We start from the raw sequence: 19,220 nt of genomic DNA, 5'->3' as shown, positions 1-19,220 counted from the left end.
CAACTTTGTTTCCTCTTAAATTTTTCTTTCAGTAGATTTATACAGGGCTGGCAATATGAGCGTATGCATAGCCAATATGCTTTATTTTTGCTCCTTTTTTGGCGTAATAATTATCTTTTTACTTTAGACCTACAGTTGCTCTAGAGCAGGGTTCCGCCAGACTCAAGGTATATTTCGAGTTAGTTGCCTGGATAAATATGTTTGCCTTTTTAGTGTCTTATAAACTTGGCTCGGCTATATAGATAAGCTATCAACCCGATAGCTTGTGAGAAATCTTTAAAGCTATCAGAATGGCATCACAACCACTTCGGTGACAAAAGTATTGGAAGAAGGATTTGTTTAATGAAAAAAATCGATATTGGTATTAGCGAAAAAGATAGGGAAAAGATCGCTGGTGGTCTCAAGCACTTGCTGGCGGATAGTTACACTCTGTACCTGCAAACGCACAACTTCCATTGGAATGTTACCGGGCCATTTTTTCGTGAACTGCACCTGATGTTTGAAGAGCAGTATAACGAGCTGGCCACCGCGGTAGATGATATTGCCGAGCGGATTCGCACCTTGGGGGTTTCTGCGCCAGGCACCTACCAGGCTTTTGGGCAGTTGAGCTCTATTAAAGAAGTTGTGGAAATTCCCGCAGCCGAGGATATGGTGAAAATTCTCACCAAGGGCCATGAGCAAGTGATTAAAACTTGCCGCGATGTATTAAAAGCTGCGCAAAAGGGAGAGGATGAATCGACTATTGCCCTGGTATCCGATCGTATGAGTGTCCATGAAAAAACTGCCTGGATGCTGCGCGCCACCAGCAGCAAGTAGTGGCTGGCCCTCTGGGCAAGTTACTGTTCCTGCGGTGCTTACTGCTCGGTGAGCAACTCCAGGAAAGCACCGGCGGGTGCAGAGAGGTTGCCGCGGCTTTTGAGCAGCGTGCCAACTTCCTGTGTCACCGCCGGAGCGGAGAGAGGCAGACAGGTTAAACCATGCTCTCGCATTTGTGCCTCACAAAGACTTGGTACGGCACTGACTCCCAAGCCTGTCCTGACCAGCTGCCCGATAGTGCTTAGTTGGTTGGCTTCACAAACATATTGAGCGGCTTTCCCACACTGGTTAAAGGCAGTATCCGTCCAGCGCCTTACCGCTGATCCACGGTTCATCGATATAAAAGGGTGAGTGGCCAAGTCGCGCCAGCGTATTGTCTTTTTTTCCGCCAATATGTGCTCTTTGGGCACTACTGCGATAAAACGATCGCGTTCAAAGGGCACAAACTCCATTCCGCCCAGTTCATCCGGGCGAAAACTGATACCCAATTCCGCGCGTCCCTCCTGCACCGCCTCTACAACCCGTTCCATAACCACATCTTCCAGCACAATATTGATTTGGGGAAACTTCTGGTGGAAGTCAGCCAATAGAGAGGGTACCCGGTTTAAGGCAAAAGCGGGGATAACCGCCAGCCGTAGCTGGCCGCGTTCCAGGCGGAAGCGCTGCTGTATAGCATCCAGTGATTGGTCCCAGCTATTAAGCAGTTGTTCCGCACGAACCAGGAACTCGCGTCCTTCTGGGGTCAAGACCAGTTGGCGACCATCGCGACTGAATAGGGGGCCTCCGGTGGCTTCTTCCAGATTACGGATGGCTATAGAGAGCGCCGGCTGGGAAGAGTGTAACTGGGCACTGGCCTGCGCCAAGCTGCGGCTGCGCGCTACGACAACGAAGGCACGAAGTTGTTTAATAGTAGCGCTCACTGGGGCTCCAGATACTTCAGGGAATGTTAAATTTTATTAAAGAAACCATCGAAAGATTAAAATAGTTTAAAGTCGTCGGGCAAGGCATGATTGCCGCTTTCGCCCTGGCGAAGGTCAAACAATCACCGAGAATAATGAACCTACAAGGTCTGTTGAGATGAAGGACAATGCACAACCCCTTTGGCAACCGAGCCCAAAGGCCATAGCCTCAACCCAAATGGATGAGTTTCGCCGGCTGGTTAATGAGAAACACCAGCTACAGCTGGAAGACTACAACGCGCTATACCAGTGGTCTGTTGAAGAGCGCGAGGACTTCTGGAGCGATTTGTGGGATTTCTGCGAAGTAGAAGCTGGTGTGCGCGGAGAAGAGATCTTGGGCCGCGACAGTATGCCGGGTGCTGAGTGGTTCCCCGGTGCACAACTTAATTTTGCTGAGAACCTGCTGCGCTACCGCGACGATAAGGCGGCTTTGGTTGAGCGCCTGGAGAATGGTAGCCGCCGCCAGCTCAGCTACGCGCAGCTGTACGACCGGGTAGAGCGCTTGGCTTCAGCCCTGGCCAATCAGGGCGTGTCCAAAGGGGATCGTGTGGCTGGCTTTATGCCAAATGTGATCGATACCGTAGTGGCCATGCTGGCAACTACTAGCCTCGGTGCTATCTGGACTTCCTGTTCGCCGGACTTTGGCATTAATGGTGTGTTTGACCGTTTCGGCCAAGTGGAGCCGACAGTGCTATTTGCCTGCGAGGGCTATCTCTATAACGGCAAAGTGATCGACTCGCTGCCGCGCCTGCGTGAGATAGTGGCCCGTATCGATTCTATTGAGAAGCTGGTGGTGGTACCTGTCGCCCGCTCTCAAGAGGAAACGGCTCAAGTACTAGCGGCAGAACCGCTGGATAAAGTGGTGTTACTGTCGGAGTTCGAAGCTGCAGCGCCCAAGCGCGAACTTACCTTTGCCCAGACCGCATTCGATCACCCGCTTTATATCATGTACTCTTCGGGTACCACTGGAGTGCCGAAGTGCATAGTGCACGGGGTGGGTGGTACCTTACTCCAACATCTGAAGGAGCATCGCCTACATTGCGACTTGCGTCGTGAGGATTCCCTGTTCTACTTCACCACCTGCGGCTGGATGATGTGGAACTGGCTGGTAAGTGGCCTGGCTTGCGGTGCAACTCTGGTGCTGTTTGATGGCTCTCCCTTCTATCCAGAGGCCAGGGGCCTATGGGATATGGCAGATGAGGAAGGCATTAGCGTATTCGGCACCAGCGCCAAGTATATTGCCGCCCTGGAGAAGAGCGGCTGTAAGCCTCGGGAAAGCCACAAACTGGAGAAGCTGCGCGCGGTGCTGTCTACCGGCTCGCCACTGGCCCATGAAGGCTTCCGCTATGTTTACCGAGACATAAAGAAAGACTTGTGCCTGTCTTCTATTTCCGGCGGCACCGATATTATTTCATGCTTCGCCCTGGGTAACCCGACTTTGCCGGTTTATGCGGGAGAACTTCAGTGCCGCGGCTTGGGTATGGCTGTGGAGGTCTGGAATGACGATGGTAAACCAGTAACTGCAGCGAAAGGGGAGCTGGTGTGCGCCAAATCCTTCCCCTGTATGCCGATCGGCTTCTGGAATGACCCCGAAGGGACAAAATATAACAGTGCATATTTTGAAAACTGGCCGGGCGTTTGGGCGCACGGTGACTATGCGGAAATTACCTCCCATGGGGGGGTGATTATTTATGGTCGCTCCGATGCGGTACTGAATCCCGGTGGCGTACGCATTGGCACCGCCGAGATTTACCGCCAGGTGGAGAAGGTGGAGGAAGTGCTCGATAGTATCTGCATCGGCCAGCAGTGGCGGGATGATGTACGCGTGGTGCTCTTTGTTGTGCTTCGTGAGGGAGTGGAACTGGATGAGGATTTGGTGCAGAAAATCCGCTCCACTATTCGCGCTAACACTACCCCGCGTCATGTACCGGCCAAGGTAATTCAGGTGGCGGATATTCCGCGTACTATTAGCGGAAAAATTGTCGAGTTGGCAGTGCGTAATGTGGTGCACGGCAAGTTGGTCAAGAATAAGGAAGCCCTTGCTAACCCTGAGGCTCTGGCGCAGTTCGAAAACCTGCCGGCTCTGGCTGAGGACTGAAGCTATTAATTAAGGGGGAAGGGTACGTAGGCGGGCGTCATTTTGTTTACCCGCGTTCTGCGCTACCCTTGCCATATAGTAATACCAATAAATTCAAGGCAGAAGAACAGGTATGGTTACTTATCTCTATTGGGCGGCGGTTATCGCCCTGGTCATTCTCTCCCTTTTTGTTGGCAGCCGTATGGGCAGCTTGAAAATTGGCGCTATTGCGGCCGCAGTTTTCTTCTTTTCGGGTTGGTTGGCGTATTACTTCCACTACGAACAGGTCTTTGTAAAACGCTTCGGTGGGGTGATGCGTATTTCCGTGCCCGATGGTTACCGACATATTGGCGCCACCTGGAAAGAGGACAATCTCTGGATTGAGAACTACGACCCCAATACCAATCAATGTATTTTCACTGAATACTCCAAGGGAAATATTCTCGAAGGGCGAGTGATAATTCAGGATTGTAATCCGTTACTTGGCAATCTCAGCTCCCAGCCATAAGCTACTTGTTTATTCCTGGCCGGCGATTGATGCAATGTGAAGCTATCAATTGCTTTGCTTTTCGCCGGCAAACTTCACCTGGACATTACCAGTTCTGGGGCAAAATCGTATGTGAAGGGAATGGATACCTGGAAGTGCGCGGAGTAGCCGCTGCGGTCAACGGATTAATATTTTGCGAACTCTCTTTATCTCCCTGCTTATCGGTTTTGCATTGCTGCCTCTGCAGCAGGCAATAGCTATCCCTTTTTTCTCCAAATTACCTAGCTTTTCATTGTATGTACAAGGTGATTCCCAGCTGCAAGAAAAATTGAGTAAAGAACTCAATGAACTTCGCAAGAACAGCAGCGCCCTTGAGAGCTATGAAGACCCACAGGATGTAGCCCACTACGAACGCGGCAACCTCGCAAAATTGCTGCGTTCGGAGGGGTACTATGACGCTACTGTACGAGAGTCTGTACTGAGCAATGAAATTGTTTACCAGGTTGTACCAGGCCCACAGTACCTGATCAAAAGTCTGGATATTGAAATGCCTGTAGAACTGCGTGCGGGCTTTCCCGGCTTGCCTATCTCAGTTGGCGACCCGCTTCAGGCCGATGAGGTACTCGAAGGCGTGCAGAAGATAACCACGTACCTCAACAATAATGCCTGTCTGCTCAATGTCGATGTTACCTACCAAGCTACAGTGATCCACCAGGAGGCCGCTGCTCGCCTGGTGTACCGTGTAGCGCCGAGCCCGGAGGTAATGGTGGGCGATGTACAAATTCTCGGCGCTACATCAATTGAAGTAGACTACTTGCGCAGCAAGTTGAATATTAGTCCTGGAGACTGTTTCAGCCGCAGCAAATTGGATGCAGCCCAGTTGCGATTATTGCGCACGAATTTAATTTCCAATGTGACTCATCAGGTATCGGAACCCTATAACGGCTTGGTGGATGTCATATTTATTGTGCAAGAACGAAACCACCGTACAGTTACATTGGGGGTGGGATACACCTCTGATGAGGGCCCCGGTGTGTCCGCCAGTTGGGAGCATCGCAATATTTTTCATCGCGGTGAAAAGTTGGAAGTTGAAAGCAAGGTAAACAAAGTCAAGCAGACTTTAGAGAGCAAACTGACCATACCGCGCTTCTTTAGGGACAAGCAGCGCTTTACCGCGAGTGTGGCCCTTACCGGTGAAGATGTAGATTCTTATCGTTCCAAAGCGTTGACTCTCAAGGGGCTGGTGTCGCGAAAATTGAGCAAGCACCGCACTATTAGCGCGGGGGCTGAACTCAAATTCAGCCGTGTGGATGAAAAAGTGGATGGTGCTGTGGAGGATGGGGACCCGGATGAGAACTACCATCTGTTGGCATTTCCCCTTGGTTTTAAACTGAATACTACAGATAAACCGCTGGATGCTCGTCGTGGGGCTACCACCGCATTGGAAATTAAGCCCTATCTGGACTTAAACAAAAACAGTACGTCCTTTGTAAAAAATATCCTGCAACTGACTGCTTATAAAACGGCAGAGTCTATGCGCTACGAACCCACACTGGCCTTGCGTATTAAAGCGGGGGCTATTACCGGTGCGGCCAACCTGGAACTTCCTGCGGATGAGCGCTTTTATGCGGGGGGCGGCGGTTCGGTGCGTGGATATGGCTACCAGGAGTTGGGGCCGCGTATTGTTGAAATTAATGAGGACGGCGAGGAAACCCTGTCCGACTCAATAGGTGGACGCGGTCTCAGTGAGGTTTCTATTGAGGGGCGCTTTCGTTTTACGGATACCTGGGGTGGGGTCTTATTCCTTGATGGTGGCAATGCCTACGAAGATCCGAGCCCTAACTTTTCAGACCTTTTTTGGGGCACGGGTTTTGGTGTGCGCTATATCACCTCTTTTGCCCCCATTCGTTTCGATCTCGCCTTTCCCCTGGATCGCCGCGATGGTGTGGATGATCGTTACCAGGTCTATATCAGCCTGGGGCAGGCTTTCTGATGGCCAGGTTGAACGCATTTGCAATGGGTTTGGCCCGGGCGCTGGGTGCTCTCCTGCGTGGTCTGTGGCGATCCTTTGGTGCTGGGGGATCGATTCTAACCGGCCTGTGCTTACTGATTGTACTTTCATTGATTTATTTCTTGGGTACTGAACAGGGGCGGGTCAGTCTTACTCGCACAGCTTTTTATGGGGCGGAGCAGGTGATAGACGGCCTCTCTATTGAGGCGGAGGGAATTGGTAGTGAGCGCCTCGGCGCATGGTTTTTCGAGCGTCTTCGGGTAGATTTTGAGAGCAATACCCTGGCGGAGGGTTATCAACTGGAATTGGAGCTGCAAAGTTTTTCCAGTAATCCTGTCAATATTGATCGAGTTGTAGTCAAGGACTTTCTATTAAATATTGATGTACTCGATGAACTACTGAAATCCCTGGCTCGAGCGGAAGAGAAAACCGCTCAGGATTTACAGGAAGAGGCTGGTAATAGAGAAGCCACCACTTGGGAAACCTTAGTACCTAGGTTCCGCCTTGGGGAGCTACGGCTTGAGCGATTGCAATTGATCAGCAGTAAGATAACCGATATCCCTGCGATCTCTGTGTATGGCAACAGCCTCTACCGGTGGGAGGGGCAGCCCACCCAATTGCAGCTGGAAATTCGCGAATTAAGTGGTGGTGATTTGCAGTTTATTGCCGATGGGCGCGAGCGTCAGCCCGGGCGATTTGTTTTGGATTTCTCTGCCAGTGAAAAAGCACAGGGATTTGTTGGGCGGCAGTTGCATTTACCTCAGGGGCAGGGGCAGGGGCTGGATGCGCGAGGAAAAATTTCCCTACGCCGTCGCGATAAACAGATACAGGTTGATATTGAGTCTCTTTCCACACCTTTTTCCCAGCACAAACTGGCGCTGACAGGCAGTTTGCTTTTTGATTTGTTTCCCTGGCGGGTGCATACCGATGGCATCTGGTTACAAGTGGATGGTAAACGCAGCACCTTGTCTGGCAATATTAGCGCTGACAATATCAGCGCAGAGCTTCATCTCAATCGCTTACCTATTACACTTTCCCGCCCTTGGCAAAATGTCTTGCACAGCGGTTGGTTCAGTGCTGGCTTAACAGTTTCCGGCACATTACCGCTGCCCGATATCTCTGGCCAGGTAAAACTGAACAGTAGTTATCGGGAGCAGCCCCTGGAGCTGATAGGCGAGGTAAATACCATACAGGGAATGATTCACCTGGAGTCCCTGCGGCTGGAATTTGCTGGGGCACAGATGCGTACCGCGGGCAGTATAGATACTGAAAATAAAACCCTGGATATGAGTGCGGCCGTGCAGGAGCTGGGAGTTGAGGAGATTCGCCGCCTTCTATTTTCCCTCCCGCAAACAGAGCAGCTGAAAATCCCTGATGACTTTTCCGGTACTCTGCACCAATTACAGCTAACCGCACAGGGACCTTGGGATAACCCGGATTTGCAGGGAGATTTGAGTGCTGTATCGGCTTACCGAAATTTACAGAATGAGTTGACAGCCCGAGTCAATGGAAACTTGAAGGGGCTAACCATTACGGATTTTTCCCTGGTGGGGGACAAGTTAAATATCCTTGGCGGTGGCACTGTAGATATTGAGTCTGAAGCACTGAACTTGCAGCTGCAGGTAGATATTCGCAATCTCAACCCAAGTGAAGATCTCGGTCTCGCTTCAGCTAAGGGTGTTAGCTTGGGCCTGCAGGGGCAGGTTGGTGTGGAAGGTCCCTGGTCCAATCCGCGCCTGAATACTAGCCTGGAATCCGATGGCCTGGTTCACGAATACCGATACAACCTGAAGGGTGATGCCAGCGGCGACCTCGAAAAGATTAATCTGCAAGGGTTGCGTGTGGAGTTATATGCCAACGGATCCATAGACCATTTCGACATGGGGCAATTCCGCGGCCCCCAGTCACCGACCACTATCCCGAGTATGCAAAAAGGGGCGAGTCAGCCCGAGCAAAATGCGAGCCGTCTCACCGAACTTGCAAAGGAAGCCCAGCGCCTGGGGCGCGAGGGAATTGCACTGATTGAAGCTGAGGGAGCACTTGAGCCAAAGCTGGGTCGGCTTGAGCTGGGGGTGAGTGCGCGCAACCTGCCGCTACCCCTGTTCGAGGTGTTAGGGTTGCCGCTACCCAAGACCCTGGAAGGCGAGCTTAGCCTGGATGGCGAGATCAAGGGAGCACTTACCAACCCTGAAGTACGCGCCAGTGTGCTGGCCCAGGGTGGCTATCGCCATGAACCCTGGCAGTTGCAGGGAGTGCTTGATTATGCGGATAAGAGTCTGGTTGTGGACGGGCTGGAATTTCTGTGGGCGGGGCGCAACCAGTTGTGGGCCCACGGTAGTCTCAACGAGCAGCGGCTGGATCTGCAGCTGCAGGGCAGGGCCTCACTGGAAGATCTCTCACGAGAGTTACCGTTTAATACACCTGAGCAGGGTGATGTCGTTTTGTACTCAAGTATTACTGGCAGTCCACGTCAGCCACAGCTTGAAGGGGAATTGCGAATCAGTGGTTATACGCCCGGCCGTGAGCAAGGGCGTGTGCAGGTGCAGCCTCTCTCAACAGTGCTTGAATGGCATACCGAAGGTGGGGAATTGCAGGTATCTCTCGTGGCTGAGCACGATGGTCGCCGTGCAATAGATAGCAGTGCCAAGTTATTGATTTCTCCCATTTTTGAACGGTTGTTTTCTGATAGCTCAGCGGGGTCTGTGAGCGATATTCCTCTACAGCTGGTGAGCAGTGGTTCCGCAGATCTGTCTGTCGTTGCTGAATTTATTGACCCCAGGATACATGTAATGCGCGGTTTGCTGAGTTTCTCAGCGGATGGTGTCGGCACTTTGGGTGAGCCTCATCTTGTTGGTGGGATAGAACTGAGTGGAGCAAGCTATGAGCACCGCCCAAGCCACACCCGTATTACCAATATTGATTTTTATACACGCTTGACCCCGGGAGAGTGGCTTGTCGAAAGGGGCAGTGCCACAGTTGTTGATGGCGGTACGATTAGTTTGGGAGGGGCCGTGTTTTTTCCCGAGCAGGCACCGCCACAGATGAGCTTAAGCTTAAATCTGAATAGGGCACACTTACTGAATACTCCGGGAGTACGCGGTGCAATCTCTGGAGAAGCTACCCTGTCGGGTTCGACTGAGGATGCGCAAATCACCGGTCGTTTTACCCTGCGACCATTGGCAGTACAGATTGAGCAGTGGATTGGCAGCACGGTTCCGGAAATTCAAGTAGTGGAGGTCCAGGTGGATGGCCCACAGGTGGAGCGTGCACCGCTGCTGCTTAGCAAGATCAGTTTGGGAGTCGAGGTGATTCTGGATCAGCAGTCCTATGTGCGCGGACTTGGACTTAACTCGCAGTTGCGCGGTCAAGTGGATATTCACGGAACTGCGGCCAAACCGGAAGCCTCAGGTGAGCTGACTATCGTGCGCGGCAGTTTTGACCTGCTAGGTAAGAAGTTTAATCTTCAGGAGGGAGAGATTCGCTTCGAAAATAATGAAGTGGCAGTGTTTGTCGAGGGTGTTTATAGCTATCGCGATGGTGAAATCACAGCAAATATTTCAGGCTCTGCAACTGACCTGGATATTACTTTCAGCTCAGATCCTTCAGCCTCTCAGGATGAAATTTTAGCGCAATTACTATTTGGCAAGTCTCTTTCAGATATTTCACCGCTACAAGCCGTACGTCTGGTGAGCGTGGTGCGTAGCCTACAAACCGGTCGTGCCGTGCTCGATCCGGTAGCAAAAACCCGTGAATTGCTGCGTCTCGATACCCTTAATATTGAGCAGGAGGAAGGAGATGAGGGCGAAGAATATGCCCTTAGTTTGGGTAAATATATTACCAATCGGATTTATGTAGAGTTGCAACGCAGCACCGATCCGCTGAGCCCCTGGCAGGCGGAAATGCAAATAGAATTGCGTGAAAACCTAAACTTGGAGTTCAAAACCGCAGATGATGGAGATAGTGGTTCTGGCAGTGTAGAGTTGCAGTGGAAAAAGGATTATTAGTTTATAGCCGCCTGCAACCTATATTTCATTTTTTCTCAGACCTCAAAAATATCTCAACTGGATCGCAGAACGATCCAGTTTTGTACCAGCTTCTGGCTACTGATCCTCAGCTAATCTATACGTATGAATAGATTACCGAGTTGCTCTCTTTTTTCTTTTTTAGGTACTTCTTACACGGATAATACAATGTGCCGATAAGTACAATCCAGAATAAGTAGGTTCGCGCCAGGTTTGGCTCATAGCCTTCTGGCCATACTTTAGTGCCATTGAAGAAGTTGGTTGCAACTCCAAATTCCAGATATGTCCAAAGGTGAGCGGCTAAATTGATAATCGGTACATGTAAGAGATAGAAAAAGAGTGATGCCTGGCCGAACATAAGAAATATATTTAATACCTTGTTTTTTCTGTTTTCTACTAATGCCATTGTTAGTAATACTATACACATAGTCATTACTATATAGTTAAATGACATTGGATATTTGGAAGTATTGATAAAGCCGAGAATACCTTCATCAGGATTCCAGACATGGGGGTCCCCAAAGCCAATAAACCTTGAACTAAAGAATAGGATCGCTAGTACTGCTGCTGCCATTAGGAGAAAGTGTACCCTTTTTTTTGCCTCCAGTTCATATAGAGTGCCAGATGCATACCCTAGGTACATAAGGGCAAATAGAGGGATGATATTGTAGGCGGCGAAAATTCCGGTATCAAACTCAAATAGCCTGAATCCGCTGCGAACATGAGCCAGGATCCATATCCACTCGTAACTTCCCAGTAGTTGGCGTATGTAATTATCGTTTATATAGCCATGCAATCCAACTAAGGCCAGGCAGGCTATAAGGGTCAACTTATTGGGGAGGTAAATCAGGCCTGCTAGTAGTATCATTGATAGCCCCAGCGCCCATATAACCTGAACAAAGGCATAGTTGTAATCAAACTGCCAGGAAAGATTAACTAATGTAAGCTCCAGGAGGATTAGTACCAGGCCCCTTACCAGCAAAAACTGAGAGAGTTCCTGCTTGGAGTTTAACTTTTTACCATGTAAATAGGCACTTAGCCCGGTTAAAAAAATAAAACCAGGGGCGCAAATATGTGTGATCCAGCGGGTAAGAAATAGCATCACAGAGGTTTGGGATAGGTCGAGGGGGTCAAACTGGATGGCCGTCCAGAAATCTCGAGTGTGATCGAGCGCCATAACAACGACTAAAATACCTCTGGTAATGTCTATTGCTGGGTATCGCAAGTGGTTATCTCCAAGTTCGATTATTATTAAAATATTCGATTTTTCTTTGTAGGGGACTGGTGACTACTATTTGCAATTATGATTTTATATTAAGGACTGCTGTCATGTTGAGATACTTGTTTCCTTCAACAGTATCACATCTTGATATCTTTCCGACGCCCATTCATGGCATAAATCTGATAAATACTGGGCTAGTTCCCCCTCGGTAATCTCAAATGGTATAATTATCCCTGCAGGTCTTCGCTTTCCTTCAGGACCTTGGAAGAATGCCAGCCAGCCGTCATTATGCCTTTCAATTATAACTTCTCGACCAAAAATACTGTAACTATAAACTTTCATTGTAAAAATTCTACTTTCTATTTTTTTTCGATGTTAATTGCCCAAATTGGTACAGGCTCTTTTGGCTATGTTTCTGAGGCCACGCTTAGCTAGAGGCTCTCTAGATTTTCTGGGACTCTTGCCCAATGAGGAACTCCAGATGTGAAAACCTTATTGGATGGGTTAAATATATCTGGGTTGTCTAAAGTGCCTGCTCCAACACTAATCAGGCCGAACTCTGTCTCCCCCCAAAGATTTGAGCCACAGTTTTTGCAGAAATGTTGTTTTACGGTCCGCCCTTCACTTGATACCTTTTTGTAGATTTTTGGAATACCTAGTGAGCATAAGAAATCTGAACTCCTAACCATAAATCCTGGCCAGGCATCTGATCCGGTTATCATTCTACAATCACTACAGAAGCAAAAAAGCTGTAATACAGGTTCCCCCTTGATTTTGTAACGTACATTGCGACAAAAACATCCACCTTCTTGTAAGTAGCTCATTTATTTTTCCTTTATTTCGTATGAGAGTTTGATTGGCACAGCGTGCAACTTGATCGTATATTAGGGGGAGAGCTACTAATATTACATTTAAACCTGTGAGTGAGTAAATTTTGAGTCGCATTTTTCTTTGTCTAATAAATTGTTTGTGTGTAAGTCTTGGTTTTTTTGAATTTATTTTTAAGTCGATACGTTGGTACCTTCGTTTAGAGTTGTCTGAATAAATTTCTGGGTGTTTGGTTGGATGCCAGTGTGCTGGTGATGATGAGGAGGTGCCAAATTCGGAGGGTGTGGTGTGGATGGTCACTAGGATGATGACAGATAACTTTTTTCGCTCCATGGCTACCGTTTGCTGCGATCATTTCTCTCCTTTTATTGGCCGCCTAGTACTAGTAGGTGTGTCTAAGTCACTTCATATAATTACAAGTTGTGATCTGGTAAGATCTCCCAGGTATCAGTGTCATAATAAAGAAGAGGTGATTGTAAAAAACTTGGAAGAGGGTGAGAGAGAATAGGTAGATGATTCATTGATGGGTTGAAGCTGACTGTTTCCGTATTTTTGAATCTCTCGGTCATAGATTGATTGCTGATGACAAAAACTATACTCTCAATAATATCCAAAAGATTCGTAGTTCCATAACCCTAATAAGATCAGTGATGATAAATCTGGGAGGATATTACCCTGATTGTCATTCTGTTAGATTCCTTGCTCAGGATTAAAAGAAGATATGCTCGAACAGTTCTCTATAAATATTTCCTCTTGGGCTATTGTGCTCATTCTGGCTATAGTTTTCCTGCTGCCAAAAGCCATTGTTATCGTTAAGCCAAAGCAGTACCACTTTGTGCTATTTCTTGGCAAATACTGGAAGACCGCTACTCCTGGATTCAACTTGATTATTCCCTACCTCTCATGGGTGGATAAAAAGGCATCCACAGCTCTGCACGAGACGCCGGTGGATCTTAACCTGAAGACCAGCAATCATGTTACCTTCGGTTTAGTACTTAAAGTACAGCACCAGGTATCGTCCGATGTGAAGCTTGCATATAAAGCGTTGTATGATCTGGAGAATTACCAATCTCAGCTAAAGTCTTTTGCCACTGATGCTGCAATTCCGGTAGCGAATGGCATTGAACTTGAAGATGTGTACAACAAAAAAGAACAGATAGCTGATAAAGCCAAAGAGCGCTTACGTGATTTTTTTCACGACTTTGGCGTTGAGATAGTCGATGTGCTTTCGGATGAGCCGCGTCTGCCCAAGTCTGTCGAAGTCCAGGCTAACAAGGTAATGGAAATGCAGCGGGAGAAGCAGGCGGCTACCTATGAAGCCGAAGCAATCCGTGAGCGGGAAGTGGGCAAGGCCAAAGCCGACGGTGAATCGGTTAAGATTCGTATGGAGAAAATGGGTGAAGCGCGTCGAGTTTATGCCGAGAGTGCCGCTGAAGCAGTCAAAGTGTTAACTAATGCCGGCACCAGTGCCGATGAGGCTTTACGATTTATGACTGCTATCGCCGACAATGATGCACTGGTGAGCGCCGCTCGCCACGGCAGTACTGTGGTTATGGCCACTGGCCAGTCGCAACAGGTGCCTGTTGCTCTGCCGATGCCGGAGAAACCTGCCGCCAAAGCTAAGTTTCGAACTTTAGAAGAAGTGCAACCCGTCTAAAAATAGTACTTTTACAGTGTGGGACAGGCTGGGGCTTTCGGCCTGTCTTGCAGCTCCCTTGGTCAGTGATGCATCGCTAATTATTATGTAATTTGTCTTAGTTTCTGTTTAGACCCACTTTGCATCAATTCCTTTGGCTTTGAATTCCTCCAGAATTTCCGGATTTTCTTCATTGTAAAAAAGGATAAGCTTTTTCAGGTTAGGTAGGAGATTCGTATCTGCAGTTGAGCGTATGTCAAAATCGTCTGTTGTTCCGCACCAAAATGGAATGATTTGAGTCCAGATAGGGTAACTGCCTTCCTGACGAAGTTCTGTGATATCTGTGAGCCACTCTTTCTTTATTTCTATTCTTCGAAAATAATCTTGCACTTCATGGATCGGGTCATAACCTTCTTCCTCTATATCTATTGTTCTCCCTAGATGATTGGCAGCAAACTCGAAAACATTAAATTCTGGTTGGATGACTTTATGGAAATACATCAGTTTTTCCAAAACTAGAAGCCTAAAGTTCTCGTCAGTAAATTCTGCGTATTCACTCACTATGATTTTTCCCTATAAATAATACAGATATGGATCTATTCTCGGTACTTTCTGAAGCACTGGGCTGGAGCACTGGGTAGTAGATTTTCCATCCTTGTTAGTCGTAAATAATCTCTTCTCTCTTTTTTAATACTGGAAGAAATTAGCTTCACATTAACAGGAAAAAGTGTGTATAAGTAGTCGTTGCGGAAGTTTTGACTATAAGTAAGTAAATACTCTAAATATTTACATGTTCAGTTTCTATTGTGCTTCTAGGTGGCTTTCTAGGGGTTTATAAGCCTGGAGTCACTGCACTTTTTCCACTAAGAAGAAAGGCGGGATCCAGCCGGTAGAACCGGCTTAGTTCTGCGTAAAGTTCAGGGTGTAACGCCCTCATGGCGATGGGAACCGTGTAGAAGCTTTCAGTTGCTACCGCAAAAAATTCGGCTGGAGATTGAGCGCCGTATAAATCCAGCACAGAGGGGGTATCTCCCGGGATTTGGCCATACTCGGCTCTTTGCTGGAGGCGATGAAACTCCCGGCTCATTACCTCGGCCCAGTTGGCCCCTTCGTCTACTTTTTCAAATAGAGGGCGACCATCAAAGAAACCATCTTCCTCATCTACCTTGTGGGCGAATTCATGCAGAGCAACATTGTGTCCTCGTTGAGGAAATTGCAAGTCTTCTTCCAGGTCTCCCCAGGAAAGTACAACTGGTCCTCGGTAGTGGGCCTCGCCTTCCCGAGCACTGCGCTTGGCTGTTTCTATAAAGCCTTCCCTGCGGGTCTCGTGAGCGACATAGGTATCCGGATAAAGCAGTAAACTGTACAAGTTAGGGTAGCATTCATTCTTACGCCCTAGCAGCAGCAGGCAGGCATGAGCGGCGATTGCAACTCTCATTTGCTCGGTAACCTGCAGGCCATCACAACCGACAAATTCCTTATCGTGTAGAAAGAGTGCAATATTACCACGCAGTTCTTGTTGCTGGTCGGCATTTAGGTAGCGATATAGGGGGAGCATCTCACGAACCAGCTGCAATTGTTCCGGAGTGAGTGCTTGTGAGCGACGGTGTCTGATACGCCAGCGGCGATAGAAGTGGGGCACAAACCAAACTGCTAGGGCGAGCAGGATAACAATGATAAAAGCACTCATAGATTTATTGCTGACCGTTTGGTGGAGATATTCTCGCCAATTTCAAAAGCTTCACAACGAGTGCCTTGATGGTAAATCATTTGCCATTGATCATTATTGAGTACCCAAAAAGAGGAACGCTTGCAGAAGTCTGAATAGTTACCCTGTTGATGGCGGTGAGCGCTGCGATAAAGTAGCAGTCGTACAGATTCAGAGAGTGCTGTACAGTGGTAATCCTGGCTGTGGATTTCCCCCTCGCTACTTTCTTTGGATTGCATCAGTGTAATTATCGAGTTGAGGTCAAAACTGCTCCCAGACTTCCCTACCTCATAAAAAGCTGGGTTTAATAGCTTCTCCACTATTGTCCGATTTCTACGGATTCCTGCACAGTGTAAGGCGGTTTCGTACTCAATCAACAGCTCTATATCGGACATCATTCCGCAGTTCCCTTTCTGGATTTAACCTCGTGGATTTTCTTGCAATTATTGGGTATCCCAACTCATACACTTTGCAAGTTTGACCTTACAGTCTGCCTGAGAAATAGACCTTTGGTTAAGATTCAGGTGATTTCTATCTGTTTTTCGGTTTCTGTTTCAATAATTTCAGAATTGGGGAGTTAGGCGCTTCTTTCAAGCCTCTTGGTTATTAAAGTTTTACCATTTAGTTGATTGCAGCGACTTGAAAAATGGCCTTAAGGTGCCAACACTTATGACGTCAGGGTGATTTTTCTATCACTGTGGAGATATTTATGCGTATGCGTTCCCTAATTGCTGCTCCCATATTGATATTCGGTGTCCTGCTCCAAGCGGTAGCCCAGTCGGGCGGTACGCCTCTGAAAGTGGCGATTGCCGGCGATGCTCCGCCTTATGTGATCAATAATGCTACCAGTGGCCTGGAAATAGATATTGTGCGGGAGGCACTTCCGGGATACTCCTTGGAATTTGTCCAGATGGGGTTTGCGGAAACCGCTCCGGCTCTGGAGCAGGGCAAAGTACAGGCGGCGGTCAATGTGATGAAAAAAGACGATGATCTTTTTTATTCCAACAATATGATCAGCTTTGCCAATTACGCCATTACCAAAGCCAGCGATAAAATGAAGATTGACAGCATTGCGGACCTTGCTGGTAAGAAGGTAATTACCTGGCAAGGTGCTCCAATGGATTTGGGGCCTGAGTTTAAAAATATGTATGGTCCGAACGGAACGCAACGTCAGAATATTATTCAGGCGCCAACTGCCTCCGACCTGGTTGCACAGTTTTGGAAAATGAAAGATGTGGTGGCGGTTGTGGATATGGAGCTGTTTAAGTTTTTCAGTAATAAAATGGGGCACAAAATGGATCAGGTCAACCTTTTCCAGATTTTTCCCCTAATGACAGATTTCCGTGTGGGGTTCCGAGATCAAAAGGTACGAGATGATTTTAATCGTGGATTGGCAGAGTTGTGTCGTACTAGCCGCTACAAGGAGTTATTGAAAAAGTACGATGTGGTGCAGAAGCAGGATATCTGTAAGTAATTGACAGGCCAAATTACTTTTTACTGGTAATATATACATGAAGGGCCGGGATCATCCCGGTCTTTTTTAGGTTAATACTACTTTTTATCTTGTTATGAAAATAGTTTCAAATTTTCTCATTTGTTTATCCGTTTGTGGCTGTTAGTTTTAAATTATGTCTACTTTGCTGGAATAAAAAGCGATATGCCCTTTAAGGAAACGGCATTCATCATACGGATCTTTATATTGCCAAGCAGCATCGCTAATGTTGTTACTATCAACCTGAATTGACCAGTAGCTGGCTTGGCCTTTAAATGGGCAGTAGCTGGTAGTTTTGCTTTCTATTAGCATTTTCTGTTTTACGTCGTCAAATGGAATATAAAAGACTTCAGGTAGGCCGGATTCTTTTACAGAGAGTGCTTTATCTGTCGATGCTATTGTTACCCCCTGAGAGTGTATTTGCACCTTTCTATTTAGTGGTGAAATCTCTACTTTGTGGTAGGGGTTCTCTTTAAATCCTGGTGCGGGATTGGTCATTTTCTGTAGCTCTCCTATTAACCCTGACATCAATCTTTAAATTGACTCTTTTATAGCGCACTTTTTATGGGCGAGTGGATTGTCAGTACGGGTCAAAGCAGACAAGTAGCGAGATTGTGGTCAACCCGAACTCTTACCCTGAACATTATTGTTAACTAAGACTCCTCACTACATAATTGATTAACTTTTTCCCTGATCCAAATATGTGCAGGGCTATAGTGGGTACGTTCATGCCAGGCCATTATTTTGCTGAATCCTGGAATATCAAATGGCAGTTCAGCTGTTGCAAGACCATCAATGCCGATTATGAGTTTCCTTGGAACTACTGCACATAGTTCACAGTTTTTCAGGACTTCTATCAAAGATAAAAAATTGGGGACAGAGATCGAAACGTGTCGGTGTCTGCCCAGGGAATCCAGAACAGTGTCGGTAACTCCGTGGAAAGCGTTGCCGGAAAAGGAAACTATTCCATGTTTCATGCTACAGAAATTACCTACAGTCAGTTTTTTGCCGGCCATTGGGTGACCGTCTGCCATAATGCAGATATAGCTTTCCTCGAATAGTGTTTTTGCCCGTAGCTCCTTATGCGCGGCATCGGGCGTAGTGATTGCCAAGTCCAGCTGACCCCGCTCCATTAGGGCAAACAGTTGCACATCATTTATTGGCTGGATTGAGATTTGAATATCTGGAGCTTCTTCCTGTAGGGCGTAGATTAGTGGTGTGACGACTGCCTTTAGTGCGTAGTCGGTGGCCGCAATGGAAAACGCCATGGTGCTCCCTTTTGGGTCAAAAGTTGTAGGCGCCAGGATGCTCTCTATTTCACTTAGAATTTTCTTAACCGGATCTGCCAGTTCCAGTGCCCGAGGGGTGGGGTTGATGCCATGTTGCGAACGAGTAAAGAGAGGGTCATTGAGGCTGTTGCGCAATCTGGTGAGCATGCCGCTAACGGCTGGCTGGGTAACGGATAACCGCTCAGCCACGCGGGATACATTGCGTTCGTCCATCAGAGTATCAAAGGCCCTGAGTAGGTTTAGGTCGATGTTTCTGATATTTGCCATTGCTATTTGCAGCTACAGGTCTCTACGTTAATGGGTGGTCTCATTATAAATTCTGTGACTTTATACGATAGCTTCGTGCTGGGTTTTTAGTGCTAGGCACTGAACTCAATAGGAAAGGTTGGGGAGGCGAGCGCTTACTTGGGCTTGGATGCAGCATCAGAGAAAAGAAAAAGGGCTTATATCTTGCGATATAAGCCCTCTTGTATGGCGCGCTCGGGAGGATTCGAACCTCCGACCGCCTGGTTCGTAGCCAGGTACTCTATCCAGCTGAGCTACGAGCGCGTTGTGGTTGCGAACTATAGTCAGTTGATCCTGTTAAGTCAACTAATTTTTAAGGAAAACTCTTTAAAAATCCGCAGCTTACCGAACTTCTTCGCTCTCTAGGAAGTGACTTCGAAGATCGATA

The 19,220-nt window shown here is 47.8% G+C and carries 16 protein-coding genes and 1 tRNA gene; 7 read left to right on the top strand and 10 right to left on the bottom strand.

Features of this window, described 5'->3' with window-relative positions:
* Nucleotides 1-342 precede the first annotated feature (342 nt).
* Nucleotides 343-816 carry a Dps family protein gene (locus ACJJJB_RS12970; RefSeq protein WP_020413578.1) on the top strand — a complete coding sequence of 158 codons (474 nt, stop codon included), beginning with the start codon at nt 343-345 and terminating at the stop codon, nt 814-816.
* Nucleotides 817-854: 38 nt separating this feature from the next.
* Here ACJJJB_RS12970 and ACJJJB_RS12965 read toward each other — a convergent pair whose 3' ends face one another.
* Entirely contained in the window at nt 855-1,736 is an 882-nt protein-coding gene (locus ACJJJB_RS12965; RefSeq protein WP_353376506.1) for a LysR family transcriptional regulator, read from the bottom strand.
* Nucleotides 1,737-1,893: 157 nt separating this feature from the next.
* Here ACJJJB_RS12965 and ACJJJB_RS12960 point away from each other — a divergent pair, with 157 nt between their 5' ends.
* The 4 genes from ACJJJB_RS12960 to ACJJJB_RS12945 all read left to right on the top strand — a co-directional run bounded on the left by ACJJJB_RS12960 (nt 1,894) and on the right by ACJJJB_RS12945 (nt 10,354).
* Nucleotides 1,894-3,873: an acetoacetate--CoA ligase gene (locus tag ACJJJB_RS12960; protein ID WP_445365023.1), complete on the top strand. Its 1,980-nt coding sequence runs from the start codon at nt 1,894-1,896 to the stop codon at nt 3,871-3,873.
* Nucleotides 3,874-3,985: 112 nt separating this feature from the next.
* Nucleotides 3,986-4,360 (top strand): hypothetical protein, encoded by a 375-nt coding sequence (locus tag ACJJJB_RS12955; protein ID WP_445365022.1) that lies wholly within the window; start codon nt 3,986-3,988, stop codon nt 4,358-4,360.
* 172 nt (nt 4,361-4,532) lie between these two features.
* Nucleotides 4,533-6,332 (top strand): autotransporter assembly complex protein TamA, encoded by a 1,800-nt coding sequence (locus ACJJJB_RS12950; RefSeq protein WP_445365021.1) that lies wholly within the window; start codon nt 4,533-4,535, stop codon nt 6,330-6,332.
* Complete coding sequence (locus ACJJJB_RS12945) at nt 6,332-10,354, top strand: translocation/assembly module TamB domain-containing protein (protein WP_445365020.1); 4,023 nt, start codon at nt 6,332-6,334, stop codon at nt 10,352-10,354. The genes ACJJJB_RS12950 and ACJJJB_RS12945 overlap by 1 nt, the downstream gene beginning before the upstream one ends.
* Before the next feature lie 115 nt (nt 10,355-10,469).
* Here ACJJJB_RS12945 and ACJJJB_RS12940 read toward each other — a convergent pair whose 3' ends face one another.
* The 3 genes from ACJJJB_RS12940 to ACJJJB_RS12930 all read right to left on the bottom strand — a co-directional run bounded on the left by ACJJJB_RS12940 (nt 10,470) and on the right by ACJJJB_RS12930 (nt 12,418).
* A complete protein-coding gene (locus ACJJJB_RS12940; protein ID WP_157533500.1) occupies nt 10,470-11,597 on the bottom strand; it encodes an acetyltransferase domain-containing protein in 1,128 nt (375 codons plus the stop codon).
* A gap of 102 nt (nt 11,598-11,699) precedes the next feature.
* Complete coding sequence (locus ACJJJB_RS12935) at nt 11,700-11,936, bottom strand: DUF7661 family protein (RefSeq protein ID WP_353376508.1); 237 nt, start codon at nt 11,934-11,936, stop codon at nt 11,700-11,702.
* A gap of 89 nt (nt 11,937-12,025) precedes the next feature.
* On the bottom strand, nt 12,026-12,418 hold the full coding sequence (locus ACJJJB_RS12930) for a GFA family protein (protein ID WP_083922733.1): 393 nt from the start codon (nt 12,416-12,418) through the stop codon (nt 12,026-12,028).
* Nucleotides 12,419-13,143: 725 nt separating this feature from the next.
* Between ACJJJB_RS12930 and ACJJJB_RS12925 the strand changes: the two genes are divergently transcribed.
* The gene (locus ACJJJB_RS12925; RefSeq protein ID WP_020413570.1) at nt 13,144-14,079 is read left to right on the top strand and encodes an SPFH domain-containing protein; all 936 of its coding nucleotides are present in this window, start codon (nt 13,144-13,146) and stop codon (nt 14,077-14,079) included.
* Between the two features lie 108 nt (nt 14,080-14,187).
* On the opposite strand, the gene ACJJJB_RS12920 is transcribed toward ACJJJB_RS12925, so the two are convergent.
* The 3 genes from ACJJJB_RS12920 to ACJJJB_RS12910 form a co-directional block, all read right to left on the bottom strand.
* Complete coding sequence (locus tag ACJJJB_RS12920; protein WP_282952815.1) at nt 14,188-14,619, bottom strand: DUF6892 domain-containing protein; 432 nt, start codon at nt 14,617-14,619, stop codon at nt 14,188-14,190.
* A 271-nt stretch (nt 14,620-14,890) separates the two neighbouring features.
* Nucleotides 14,891-15,748 (bottom strand): M90 family metallopeptidase, encoded by an 858-nt coding sequence (locus tag ACJJJB_RS12915; RefSeq protein WP_282952816.1) that lies wholly within the window; start codon nt 15,746-15,748, stop codon nt 14,891-14,893.
* Nucleotides 15,745-16,164, bottom strand: a complete 420-nt coding sequence (locus ACJJJB_RS12910) for a nuclear transport factor 2 family protein (RefSeq protein WP_445365019.1) — start codon at nt 16,162-16,164, stop codon at nt 15,745-15,747. The genes ACJJJB_RS12915 and ACJJJB_RS12910 overlap by 4 nt, the downstream gene beginning before the upstream one ends.
* A 311-nt stretch (nt 16,165-16,475) precedes the next feature.
* Here ACJJJB_RS12910 and ACJJJB_RS12905 point away from each other — a divergent pair, with 311 nt between their 5' ends.
* Nucleotides 16,476-17,240 carry a substrate-binding periplasmic protein gene (locus ACJJJB_RS12905; protein WP_445365018.1) on the top strand — a complete coding sequence of 255 codons (765 nt, stop codon included), beginning with the start codon at nt 16,476-16,478 and terminating at the stop codon, nt 17,238-17,240.
* Between the two features lie 147 nt (nt 17,241-17,387).
* Here ACJJJB_RS12905 and ACJJJB_RS12900 read toward each other — a convergent pair whose 3' ends face one another.
* The 3 genes from ACJJJB_RS12900 to ACJJJB_RS12890 form a co-directional block, all read right to left on the bottom strand.
* A complete protein-coding gene (locus ACJJJB_RS12900) occupies nt 17,388-17,756 on the bottom strand; it encodes a DUF427 domain-containing protein (RefSeq protein ID WP_020413565.1) in 369 nt (122 codons plus the stop codon).
* Between the two features lie 155 nt (nt 17,757-17,911).
* Nucleotides 17,912-18,814, bottom strand: a complete 903-nt coding sequence (locus ACJJJB_RS12895) for a LysR family transcriptional regulator (RefSeq protein WP_353376509.1) — start codon at nt 18,812-18,814, stop codon at nt 17,912-17,914.
* Between the two features lie 205 nt (nt 18,815-19,019).
* Nucleotides 19,020-19,096, bottom strand: a tRNA-Arg gene (locus ACJJJB_RS12890).
* Nucleotides 19,097-19,220 lie beyond the last annotated feature (124 nt).

The sequence above is a fragment of the Microbulbifer variabilis genome (genome assembly GCF_052468405.1).
Note: the sequence above shows the minus strand (reverse complement) of the source record. Positions and strands in the feature narration are given on the sequence as shown.

What these genes read in the sequence shown, in the direction of transcription:
- ACJJJB_RS12895 (WP_353376509.1), bottom strand. Translation starts at nt 18,814, where the DNA reads ATGGCAAATATCAGAAACATCGACCTAAACCTACTCAGGGCCTTTGAT.
- ACJJJB_RS12925 (WP_020413570.1), top strand. Translation starts at nt 13,144, where the DNA reads ATGCTCGAACAGTTCTCTATAAATATTTCCTCTTGGGCTATTGTGCTC.
- ACJJJB_RS12915 (WP_282952816.1), bottom strand. Translation starts at nt 15,748, where the DNA reads ATGAGTGCTTTTATCATTGTTATCCTGCTCGCCCTAGCAGTTTGGTTT.
- ACJJJB_RS12905 (WP_445365018.1), top strand. Translation starts at nt 16,476, where the DNA reads ATGCGTATGCGTTCCCTAATTGCTGCTCCCATATTGATATTCGGTGTC.
- ACJJJB_RS12945 (WP_445365020.1), top strand. Translation starts at nt 6,332, where the DNA reads ATGGCCAGGTTGAACGCATTTGCAATGGGTTTGGCCCGGGCGCTGGGT.
- ACJJJB_RS12910 (WP_445365019.1), bottom strand. Translation starts at nt 16,164, where the DNA reads ATGATGTCCGATATAGAGCTGTTGATTGAGTACGAAACCGCCTTACAC.
- ACJJJB_RS12935 (WP_353376508.1), bottom strand. Translation starts at nt 11,936, where the DNA reads ATGAAAGTTTATAGTTACAGTATTTTTGGTCGAGAAGTTATAATTGAA.
- ACJJJB_RS12900 (WP_020413565.1), bottom strand. Translation starts at nt 17,756, where the DNA reads ATGACCAATCCCGCACCAGGATTTAAAGAGAACCCCTACCACAAAGTA.
- ACJJJB_RS12970 (WP_020413578.1), top strand. Translation starts at nt 343, where the DNA reads ATGAAAAAAATCGATATTGGTATTAGCGAAAAAGATAGGGAAAAGATC.
- ACJJJB_RS12930 (WP_083922733.1), bottom strand. Translation starts at nt 12,418, where the DNA reads ATGAGCTACTTACAAGAAGGTGGATGTTTTTGTCGCAATGTACGTTAC.
- ACJJJB_RS12955 (WP_445365022.1), top strand. Translation starts at nt 3,986, where the DNA reads ATGGTTACTTATCTCTATTGGGCGGCGGTTATCGCCCTGGTCATTCTC.
- ACJJJB_RS12960 (WP_445365023.1), top strand. Translation starts at nt 1,894, where the DNA reads ATGAAGGACAATGCACAACCCCTTTGGCAACCGAGCCCAAAGGCCATA.